The sequence below is a fragment of the Rhizobium sp. CB3171 genome (genome assembly GCF_029714265.1).
Classification (GTDB): domain Bacteria; phylum Pseudomonadota; class Alphaproteobacteria; order Rhizobiales; family Rhizobiaceae; genus Rhizobium.
This window is the reverse complement of the sequence record NZ_CP121654.1, coordinates 340808-351496: the sequence shown is the minus strand read 5'-3', so window position 1 is coordinate 351496 and position 10689 is coordinate 340808. Positions and strand designations below refer to the sequence as shown.

The following is a 10689-nucleotide window of genomic DNA, read 5'->3' as shown; positions in this document are numbered from 1 at the left end:
ATGGAATTCGACATTGGCTCGAATCGCGTAGCTTTCCATAACTGCTACATCACCCCGTTGCTGCTGCTTCGCAGCAGATCGAACTTAACATATTGATTTTTCTAAAAAGTGCGGCTGACTTGAGGAAATTCAAATTTCTCGTGCCGCTTTCTCCGGAGTGCCATCAATTTACCCTCCCTTCCGAGGACGCTCACTTCTGCGAGACATAGGGAACTGTCGGATAAGACTTGCGGACCGCTCCGGTCGGTCGCTCAATCAGAATGGTTGTTCGCGAAGGACATCCGTCTGTGCTCAGCCTGAGGAGTTCCTGATCCAACTGCGTGTCAGCCGACGTGTAGCGATGATGAAGCCTGCGATAGTCGGTCCACGTGGGAGTTCGATATGTCTCTATCCACCGCGATGTCTGCCCAACGTCGCGGGTGAGTGTCCAATGACGAGCACCAACGCGGCTTTGGGCGTGCCGCCGTTCACGCATGATCTCAAGGAACAGATCGATGTTCTGCTCGGGTATGGAGTATTCAGTGATAATCAGGATGGGGCCGCTTCTCGGCTTTAGATCAAGGGCGACCGTGGGAGCACTGAAGTTTCCAGATGGTTCAAGCTCCGATTCAGAACGGTTGCTGATCGGCAACTTCAATCCGAGCGCCGCCACCATCAGTATGGCGCCCGTGGAGCAGCCAAATGCGACCGAGAGCGAGTGGCTCTGTGCAACCGTCCCCCAAAGCCAGCTGCCGGCTGCAATACCTCCATTCGTCAACGCGCTGTAAATGGAGATGGTCCGGCCCGTGATCCAGCGCGGACTGGCCAACTGGACGTTTACACCAAGCCCCGACCAGGCGGTAACCCACCCAGCGCCGCCGAAGGCGAGCGCAATCGTTGCGAAGGTAAGGGACGAGGTGAAGGTGAGCAAAAACGAACACGTTGCCAATGCTATGCAGGCAAGCGTAATCAGCATCTCTTGCGTCAGCATTTGCCTGAACCAAGGGTTTGAGATCCCGCCAAGAAAGGCGCCTGCCCCGAAACCACCCATGAGGACGCCAAATCCGACTGCATCGGTATGCAACTGATCGCGGGCGACCAGCGGCAGTAGCGCCAAGATGGACGTGCTTGCCAAACCGAACAATGCGCCTCGGGCGATGGTGGCCTTAATTTCTGACGACATAGCGGTGAAGCGCAAGCCATCATAGATAGCCGTGAACATCGCCTCACGCGGCAAGGATGAGGAAAGCGTTTTCCATTTATTTTGCCACAAGGTGATCAGCGGAACTGCAAAACCAAATGTCGCAATCCCAAAGGCAAAAAGGGGCCCCGCTGAGGCAACGACGACCCCTCCCAGTGCGGGACCGACACTGCGAACGGTATTGAACCCGACAGAAATAAGCGTGACCGCTGCCGGCAGCTGGGGCCGTTCGACGATATCGCCGACGGATGCCTGCCAGGCGGGATCGTGGAGAGCAATGCCGCAGCCAGCCAGAAAGCTGAAACCGAGGATGATCCAGGGCTCAGTTACGCCGAAAGCAATGGAAAGCGTGAGCATGGCGGACGCGGTCATCATAAGGCTTCGGCCAATGATCATCACCTTACGTCGGCTAAAGTTGTCAGCGATCGCCCCGACGAAAATGGCCATAAAGAATGCAGGTGAGGTTGAAGAGGCCTGGACCAATGCGACCATCACATCCGAGGTCGAAATGGTCGCCATCAGCCAACTGATCGCGACCGCTTGCATTAACCAGCCGAGACTGGAGAACTGATTGGCGATCCAGATTGCGCGAAACGTAGGATTTGTCAGCGGCGCCGACAACGTTGATGAAGCAGTATTATCTTTCGACGACATTCGCGAATTGTCTCGTGTTAGCCATCACGCCGACCAGCGGTCGGGCGGTTGGTTGCGGTTCACCCCAGCGCTCAGGATGGCTATCCGTTGCATACGGGTGGCCAACAGCTGTACTTTAGCCCGCATCTATCCGTTGAACTGCTGAATCCAGCCCGCTTTTCAGCACAAAGGGCTTCGCCTCTGACGTCGATAATAGAGTCCTGCGGTCCTTCGAAGCATTTCATCGAAATCTTTCTTTATGCGATTGCTTTGTATTGCCGTTGCTCACCCGGCAATAGTGTGGACCACATTACCCATTCGCTTATTGCAAAGGGCGGCGTATCACAGCCTGATCATGCAGAAAACCTGCGTTAATCGAGAGCTTGACGACGCTATTTAGCGGGAAGCTTTTGGGATAAGAGAGTGTCACTTTGGGAGTGACGTACCTCTGCTGCCCGATTGAGCGGCGGAGTCAATCCGAAGTCGTTCCACCTTGGCGCCAGTACAACAGAGGGCGCACTTCCTGCGGCCGTCGCCCTCAGTCGGAAAACCCAAATGGCGCGTCCGTGCGACGGTAATGATCAGGCAAGATCTGTCGGCCGATTGGTGGTTCGGACCGGGATGTGCAACTATCGCGTTGGCAAAGACGACAGGTAATGCCGATGGGCGTCGGCACAACGGACTTAGCGTCCTTATGATAGACGAGACGTTGGACGTGGCTGGCTTCGCAAACCAGCGCCACGGCCCGATCGACGCGCGGAAGTCCAAAGGCACCTCCCCCGGAACTTACAGTTCGAGCGATCGAAAAAAATAGTTGGCCATCCGGCAACTCTAGCCACTGCGTTACCACCGTCCTCGGCGTTGTAAAAACCTGGTGCAACGTCCAAAGGGGGCAACCCCCGCCATGTCGGGCGAAGGGAAAATTTGCGCTGTCAAGGCGCTTGGACACGTTGCCTGCGGAATCCACACGGATAAAGAAGAACGGGATCCGCTCTTGTCCGGGCTTCTGTAGTGTCGTCAGCCGATGTGCCGTCTGTTCGAAACTGGTGCCAAATTGACGCGAGAGCGCTTCGACATCATAGCGGCGCGCTTCAACCGCTTTGGCAAATTGCGTGTAGGGCATGACGACAGCTGCTGCAACGTAGCCGGCGAGGGCCCGGTGGGCTAATCGTTGCGCACTCTCTGTCGCGAGATTGCCTTCTTGAACGAATTTTTGAATGTCGCCGTCGAATTCGAGATAGGCGAGTTGCTGTGCAAGTTGAAAATTTTGGCTTGCTAGATCCAAGCAGTCGTCAAGCAGAACCTCATGCCTGTGTCGGTCCAGTCGGCGGACCGATCCTGACATGATCTCGGTTGGTAATCGTCTCACTCGAAGATTGTGACGTTGCGCGAGATAGGATGGAAGGCCGCCGGCCTCCGTCACCGCAGTCGCCAACTTTTCTGCCGCGACATCGAGGGCCGGGGAAGCAATTGCGTCGAGCAGCGAGGAACCGTCGCACGCCCGCAACCGGATCGGCTCCTTCATCGATCCCGCGGTCCAATGCGGCCTGTCGTTGATCTGCAAGAACAACCTGTTCTTCCTTATACGAGGTGTAGAGACGCAGCATCGCTTCTGCAAACCCAGGAAAGCTGCTGAGCACGTCTGCGACTTCGAGCGGTGATATCTCTATACCGCTGAAAATCGGGTCCTTCATGGTCGATTGTAGTCGCGCAAGGACCTCAGGCGTGCCGTCGTCGGCAAAGAGCGACATGTCGAGCTTGTAGGTCTTCGCAAGTCGCAGAAGAATCTCGGCCGTAACTGGTCGCTGGTTTCCCTCCATGAGCGCGACATAAGAAGGGGAGACCTCCAGGTCAGATGCCATGTCGGCTTGAGTGAGGCCGAGATTTTTCCGCAACCGTCGAAGGCGCGGGCCGAGATAAACGCCGTGCTTTTCCATACACAGATTACAGCATTACAAACTAATCTTGTAAAGTTTGACAACATCACAAGGCGCAGGCTGAAAAGAAACCGGCGACCCGCTATTGCAGTGCACACAACTGGCCGACGCCTTGGAGGAGTGAATGTCGTATTCAGATAGTATCGAAGGAGCCAAAACCTTGATTGCCGAGAACCACGCATGGTCCGGCCTCACGGCCGAAGCTGTCGCTCGCATGCGCCTTCAGAACAGATTCAGAACCGGTCTGGACATTGCACGCTATACCGCTGCGATCATGCGTCGTGACATGGCCGCCTACGATCAGGACCCGAGCAAATATACGCAGTCGCTTGGATGCTGGCATGGATTTATTGCCCAGCAGAAAGTCATCTCGCTGAAAAAGCATTTCGGCACGACGGAGCGCCGTTACATCTATCTCTCAGGCTGGATGGTTGCGGCACTCCGATCGCAGTTCGGGCCGCTTCCCGACCAGTCCATGCATGAAAAAACGAGCGTGCCGGCCCTCGTCGAGGAGATCTACACCTTCTTGCGCCAGGCAGACGCGCGCGAACTCGGCATGTTGTTCAGGGAAATCGACAAAGCCCGAGCGGAGGGTGACCAAGCGCGGGAACAGCAGCTGGTTCAGGCGGTCGACAATCATCAAACCCACGTCATTCCGATCATTGCCGATATCGATGCAGGTTTCGGAAATGCCGAAGCAACCTACCTTCTGGCGAAAAAAATGATCGAAGCCGGCGCCTGCGCAGTGCAGATCGAGAACCAGGTCTCCGATGAAAAGCAGTGCGGCCATCAGGACGGAAAGGTGACCATTCCGCACGAGGAATTCGTCGCCAAGATCCGCGCATGCCGCTACGCGTTTCTTGAGCTCGGCATCGACGACGGCATCATCGTCGCCCGCACCGATTCACTCGGCGCAGGCCTTACGAAGCAGATTGCCTTCAGCGCCAGCGAAGGCGACATCGGCGACCAGTACAACGACTTTCTGGATTGCGACGACGTCAGCGGCGAGCCACTCAATAACGGCGACGTCCTGATCACACGCGGCTCGAAGCTCTTGCGGCCGAAGCGGCTGCGCTCCAATCTTTATCAGTTTCGTGAAGGCACCGGCGCCGACCGCTGCGTCCTCGACTGTATCAATGCCCTTAACAACGGCGCCGACCTGCTGTGGATCGAGACCGAGAAGCCACACGTCGAGCAAATCGCGGGCATGATGGACCGCATCCGGCAGGTCATCCCCAATGCCAAGCTAGTCTATAATAATTCACCCTCTTTTAACTGGACGCTGAATTTCAGACAGCAGGTCTTTGATGATTGGCAGAGCGAAGGAAGGGACGTCTCCGGCTTCGATCGTGCGAAGCTGATGAGCGAACAATATGACGACAGCGATTTGGCGCGCGAAGCAGACGAAAAAATCAGGACCTTCCAGCATGACGCCTCCAAACGCGCCGGCATTTTCCATCACCTGATTACGCTGCCAACCTATCACACCGCGGCGCTCTCGACTGACAATCTCACCAAGGAGTACTTCGGCGAACAGGGCATGCTCGGCTATGTGGCGAACGTTCAGCGAAAGGAGATTCGCCAGGGCATTGCCTGCGTGAAGCACCAGAACATGGCTGGTTCCGATATGGGCGACGACCATAAAGAGTATTTTGCTGGCGAGGCGGCGCTTAAGGCCGGCGGAGCGAGTAATACCATGAACCAGTTTGCGGCCTGATGCAGACCTACCTGGCTAGGGATCCGCGGCAGGCCTGCGTTCCCTTGCCTTACCGGAGGACGAGATGTCGAACGACGAAGAGAAAAAGAAACCGATCTTGCTGGAGCGACCGCGGGCTGTCTTTTCACAAGAGGACTTTGAGCTCATCCGAGTGGCTGTCGCCCACTATCTGCAGGTGGTGAAAAACGAGCCTGTGGCAGTAAAATACTCAAACCTTCATCACCGGCTCGGCCGCATAACGTAAGATCGCGACTTATCGGTAAGCGCGTGGCGATTGGGATCGAAGAACTGCATATCACGGCCCGTCTGCGCAACCATATTCGACAACACCGATCCGTTCATTCGGCAGCTGTCCGATCCCGGCTAGCGAGCCCTGAGGAAAGATATCATGGATAACAACAATGCTTGTGTTGTAGTCGGTGGCCATAGTGCCGAATTGAAACTTCGATCAAGCACGATCGGTCCGAGCGTACTCGACATTGGATCGCTCTACGAGCAGACGAAGATGTTTACCTACGATCCTGGCTTCACGTCGACTGCGTCGTGCGAATCCAGCATCACCTTTATTGATGGCGACGAAGGCGTTCTGCTGCATCGCGGTTATCCGATCGAACAGCTTGCCGAACACGGCGACTTCCTCGAAGTCTGTTACCTGCTGCTCTACGGCGAATTGCCGACCGCAGCCCAGAAGAAGGACTTCGACTACCGGGTCGTGCACCACACCATGGTGCATGAACAGATGTCTCGCTTCTTCACCGGCTTCCGTCGCGATGCGCATCCGATGGCCGTCATGTGCGGCTGCGTCGGCGCTCTGTCGGCCTTCTATCACGACTCCACCGACATCACCGATCCGCACCAGCGCATGGTCGCAAGCCTGCGCATGATCGCCAAGATGCCGACGCTTGCCGCCATGGCTTACAAGTACCATATTGGCCAGCCCTTCGTTTACCCGAAGAACGACCTCGATTATGCGTCGAACTTCCTGCGCATGTGCTTTGCCGTGCCCTGCGAGGAATATGTGGTCAACCCGGTGCTTGCCCGTGCCATGGACCGCATCTTCATCCTGCACGCCGATCACGAGCAGAATGCGTCGACATCGACGGTTCGCCTCGCGGGCTCTTCCGGCGCCAACCCCTTCGCTTGCGTCGCCGCCGGCATCGCCTGCCTCTGGGGTCCCGCTCACGGCGGCGCCAACGAAGCTGCGCTCAACATGCTGACGGAAATCGGCACGGTTGACCGCATTCCGGAATATATCGCCCGCGCCAAGGACAAGAACGATCCGTTCCGTCTGATGGGCTTCGGTCATCGCGTCTACAAGAACTACGATCCGCGCGCAAAGATCATGCAGAAGACGACGCACGAGGTTCTCGGCGAACTCGGCATCAAGGACGATCCGCTGCTCGACATCGCGATCGAACTGGAGCGTATCGCGCTGACCGATGACTATTTCATCGAGAAGAAGCTTTACCCGAATGTCGACTTCTACTCCGGCATCACGCTGAAGGCTCTCGGCTTCCCCACGACCATGTTCACGGTGCTGTTTGCGCTTGCCCGCACCGTCGGCTGGATCGCCCAATGGAACGAGATGATCGAAGATCCGGAACAGCGTATCGGCCGCCCGCGCCAGCTCTATACCGGCGAACCGCAGCGCGAATATGTTCCGGTTTCCAAGCGCTGAACGACATCCGTGACGGAACGAAAGTCCGGCTGCTCAGCTGCGATCTCGCAGGATTGAATTCAAAAGCCGCCGAACAGGCCCAATGGTGTCTGTCTGACCAGCCTCGCTCCATTGCAACTGGCGTCGGCTTGCCAAAGACGTCGAAAGCGACCGTTCTGCTCGTTGGCGCAGCCACTTTCGCAGACGTCAATTCTATCTATGCTTCCTTCGTCAAGACCCCCTACCCCTGCTTGTAGGCTAAGGCGTTGCCGAAAGGTGCAAAAGTGAAAATCGAGACCTTGATCGCTCTCAGCCAAGCTGCGCGCCGCCTGCACCGCAACGATCATGAACAACCATTGCTCCGGCGCCCCTGTTCAGCATAAACGTTCGGAAGAACAAAGCCATAGACGTTGACGATCGGAAGAGGAAAAACGGGGATGACGCTCACTGCTGCATTAACGAGGCATCTGAAAAATCCGGAGCAATTCCTCCACCTAACCTCCGAGCCTGGCACGCACGCGGCTGCATCCATGAAGCGCTTTGCGGTCTTTAACCCGTCTACCGGTGACCTGCTGGCCGAAGTGCCGGATATGAGTGCTGAAGAGGTTTCCGTCGCCATTGACAAGGCGCATGCTGCCCAAGCGCGTTGGGCGGGGCTCACCGCCCGGGAGCGTTCGGACATACTGTGGAACTGGCACCGGCTGATCCTCGAACATAGCGACGATCTTGCCGTGATCTTGACGGCCGAGATGGGAAAGCCATTGGGAGAGGCGAAGTCGGAAGTCTTGCACGCGGCGGCATATCTTCAATGGTACGCCGAAGAGGCTAACCGCATTTACGGCGAGACTATTTCAGCCCCCTCCAATGACAGGCGCATGCTGGTGATCAAGCAACCAATTGGTGTTGTAGGCGCCATTACCCCTTGGAACTTCCCGGCCTCGATGGTAGCGCGCAAGATTTCGCCGGCGCTTGCCGCTGGCTGTACCGTTGTCTTGAAGCCCGCTGAGCAAACGCCTCTCGTAGCCGGGGCCATGTTCGCTCTCGCGCGTGCAGCTGGTTTCCCGGAGGGCGTTCTCAATCTGGTCTATGCGTCAGAGGGTGAGGCTATCGGTCGTGAATTGTGTTTCAACCCGAAGGTGCGAAAGATCAGTTTCACCGGATCGACCGAAGTCGGCCGATTACTGATGCGCCAGTGCTCCGACCAGATCAAGCGCATCAGCTTCGAACTCGGCGGAAACGCGCCTTTCATCGTCTTCGACGATGCTGATATCGACGCCGCCGTCGATGGCGCGATTCAAGCCAAGTTTCGCAATGCTGGCCAGACCTGCGTGTCTGCCAATCGGCTGTACGTCCAAAAACGCGTCTATGACGAATTTGCTGAAAAGTTCACCGCGCACGCGCGCAGACTTCGCGTTGGCGACGGTTTTGAACTGGACACCGCGATCGGGCCCCTAATCGACAATCATGCTCTGACAAAGATCGAAGCGCATGTCGATGACGCTGTAAAAAAAGGAGCAATAGTGCGATGTGGTGGGCGCCGGATCGGCACGTCCGGAACATTCTTCGAGCCGACTGTGATTACAAATGTCGTCAGCTCAATGCGCATTGCCCAGGAAGAGACTTTCGGTCCTCTGGCGCCAATCATCCGTTTCGACGACCCGGAGCAGGTCGTGCGAGACGCCAATGATACAATCTACGGCCTCGCCGCCTATTTCTATGCTTCGAACCTCAAGCGGGTCTGGCGTGTGGCCGAGGCGCTGGAATACGGAATGGTCGGCATCAACACCGGCCGCATGTCGTCGGAGGCTGCACCCTTCGGAGGGATCAAGCAGTCAGGCATTGGACGTGAGGGGTCTCGCCACGGCCTCGAGGACTATCTTGAAATGAAGTACCTTTGCCTGGGTGGCCTATAACGCGGGTTACGACCTCCCGCGATTTGACGATGTTGAAACTGGTCGATCGTGGAATAAAGAGGCTGCCGTCGAAACTAGTTCGGCGGCAGCCAAGTCACTTGGGAGGCGAATTTAAAGCCCAAGCCACTGATCACAAAAGCGAAGCCCTTGAGCGGCGTGCGGCCGATCAGATACCTATCGCTTCATAGGCATCGGCAATCTGTCGGATAGATGCGACATAGGCGGCGGTTCGGTAGTCACCGAGTTCCGGTTGCTGCTCCCTCAGGTCGGCGATGCGTCCCCAGGTGCTGCGCATCACGTCTTCCAGTCCGGACCGAACGAGATCGATTTCCGCCCCACCTTCGAGGAACTCCTCGCGCATGTCCGCCGGAAAATCCTTGCCGGTCATACGTTCGAGTGCCGTGGCGATCGTCTGGTTGCGCCGCTCGCGCCGGCGCCGTTCCATCAGGCCGAAGGGAATATGCGTCAGGTTCTTCACCCACTCGAAGTAGCTGACGACCACGCCGCCGGCATTGACGTAAAGGTCGGGAAGGATGGTGATCCCACGGGCGCGGAGAACCTTGTCAGCCTCGAAGGTCACCGGGCCGTTGGCAGCTTCGACGACGAGATTTGCCTTGATGCAATCTGCATTCCCCGCATGGATGGCATTTTCCATCGCCGCTGGAATGAGAACATCGCATGGCTGCTCGATGCCCGTCATATTGCCGGGAAACGATGTGGCACCTTCAAAGCCAAGGATGCTGCCCGTTTTGATCTGATGCTGCTTCAGCGCCTCGATCGCGAGGCCCTCGGCGCTGGCGACATAGCCGTCCCGTTCTGCAACGACGGTCACCCGGGCACCATCCTCATCGGACAGGAATTTTGCGGCATGGTAACCGACGTTGCCAAACCCCTGAACGATGACCGCAGCACCCTTCAGGTCACGCTTGCCGTTCAATCCGGAGGTTCGAGGATCGCGGAGATAGCTTTGGATGGCGAATTGGACGCCCCTACCCGTTGCTTCCGTCCGGCCGGCAATTCCGCCCTTCGACAGCGGCTTGCCCGTGACGCAAGCGCGCGCATTGATCACGTCGGTCGGATTGGCGCGGCGGAACTCGTCCATCATCCAGGCCATTTCTCGCTCGCCTGTGCCGATGTCGGGAGCCGGGACATTGACGCCGGGACCGATCAGGCCACGTTTGTTGAGTTCCTGTGTGAAGCGGCGGGTGATGCGCTCGAGCTCCTGCGGCGTCCATTCGCGCGGGTCGATCTTCAGGGCACCCTTCGAGCCGCCGAACGGAACATCGACCAGCGAGCATTTGAGCGTCATCAGCGCTGCCAGCGCTTCAACCTCCTCAGCATCGGCATTCGATGCATAGCGTATGCCGCCCTTCACCGGTTCGCAGTGCTCGCTGTGGACCGATCGCCAGCCGATGAAACTGTACATGCGGCCGCGTAGGCGAACACCGAAACGAACAGTGTAGGTCGAGTTGCACTGCATGATCCGTTCTGACAGCCCTTCCGGCAAAACAAGGAACGTCATTGCATGGCGGAAGTTCTGGTCAACGCTATCCAGAAAGCCTGCGGAGCTTGTTTCTCCGAGGTGTACTTCGCGTTGAGGTATTGCATTCACTTGGGGTTCCTCCTTGGTCTGCAGTTGGGGGCCACAGCTA

6 protein-coding genes and 1 pseudogene are annotated in these 10689 nt (G+C 57.2%); 4 read left to right on the top strand and 3 right to left on the bottom strand.

Annotation, left to right across the window (positions count from 1 at the left end; all coding sequences use genetic code 11):
• Window positions 1–190 precede the first annotated feature (190 nt).
• On the bottom strand, window positions 191–1834 hold the full coding sequence (locus QA648_RS33640) for an MFS transporter (protein ID WP_283054397.1): 1644 nt from the start codon (window positions 1832–1834) through the stop codon (window positions 191–193).
• A 517-nt stretch (window positions 1835–2351) separates the two neighbouring features.
• A pseudogene (locus QA648_RS33635) lies at window positions 2352–3750 on the bottom strand (short-chain fatty acyl-CoA regulator family protein).
• 124 nt (window positions 3751–3874) lie between these two features.
• On the opposite strand from QA648_RS33635, the gene QA648_RS33630 reads away from it, so the two are divergent.
• From QA648_RS33630 to QA648_RS33615, 4 genes are all read left to right on the top strand, one after another.
• On the top strand, window positions 3875–5467 hold the full coding sequence (locus QA648_RS33630; RefSeq protein ID WP_283054396.1) for an isocitrate lyase: 1593 nt from the start codon (window positions 3875–3877) through the stop codon (window positions 5465–5467).
• 64 nt (window positions 5468–5531) lie between these two features.
• The gene (locus QA648_RS33625; RefSeq protein ID WP_104825794.1) at window positions 5532–5711 is read left to right on the top strand and encodes a hypothetical protein; all 180 of its coding nucleotides are present in this window, start codon (window positions 5532–5534) and stop codon (window positions 5709–5711) included.
• Window positions 5712–5855: 144 nt separating this feature from the next.
• Window positions 5856–7145 (top strand): citrate synthase, encoded by a 1290-nt coding sequence (gltA, locus tag QA648_RS33620; protein WP_283054395.1) that lies wholly within the window; start codon window positions 5856–5858, stop codon window positions 7143–7145.
• Between the two features lie 416 nt (window positions 7146–7561).
• The gene (locus QA648_RS33615; RefSeq protein WP_283054394.1) at window positions 7562–9037 is read left to right on the top strand and encodes an NAD-dependent succinate-semialdehyde dehydrogenase; all 1476 of its coding nucleotides are present in this window, start codon (window positions 7562–7564) and stop codon (window positions 9035–9037) included.
• Between the two features lie 166 nt (window positions 9038–9203).
• On the opposite strand, the gene QA648_RS33610 is transcribed toward QA648_RS33615, so the two are convergent.
• Window positions 9204–10649, bottom strand: a complete 1446-nt coding sequence (locus QA648_RS33610; RefSeq protein WP_283054393.1) for a Glu/Leu/Phe/Val dehydrogenase — start codon at window positions 10647–10649, stop codon at window positions 9204–9206.
• Between the last annotated feature and the right edge of the window lie 40 nt (window positions 10650–10689).

What these genes read in the sequence shown, in the direction of transcription:
- QA648_RS33640 (WP_283054397.1), bottom strand. Translation starts at nt 1,834, where the DNA reads ATGTCGTCGAAAGATAATACTGCTTCATCAACGTTGTCGGCGCCGCTG.
- QA648_RS33630 (WP_283054396.1), top strand. Translation starts at nt 3,875, where the DNA reads ATGTCGTATTCAGATAGTATCGAAGGAGCCAAAACCTTGATTGCCGAG.
- QA648_RS33625 (WP_104825794.1), top strand. Translation starts at nt 5,532, where the DNA reads ATGTCGAACGACGAAGAGAAAAAGAAACCGATCTTGCTGGAGCGACCG.
- gltA (WP_283054395.1), top strand. Translation starts at nt 5,856, where the DNA reads ATGGATAACAACAATGCTTGTGTTGTAGTCGGTGGCCATAGTGCCGAA.
- QA648_RS33615 (WP_283054394.1), top strand. Translation starts at nt 7,562, where the DNA reads ATGACGCTCACTGCTGCATTAACGAGGCATCTGAAAAATCCGGAGCAA.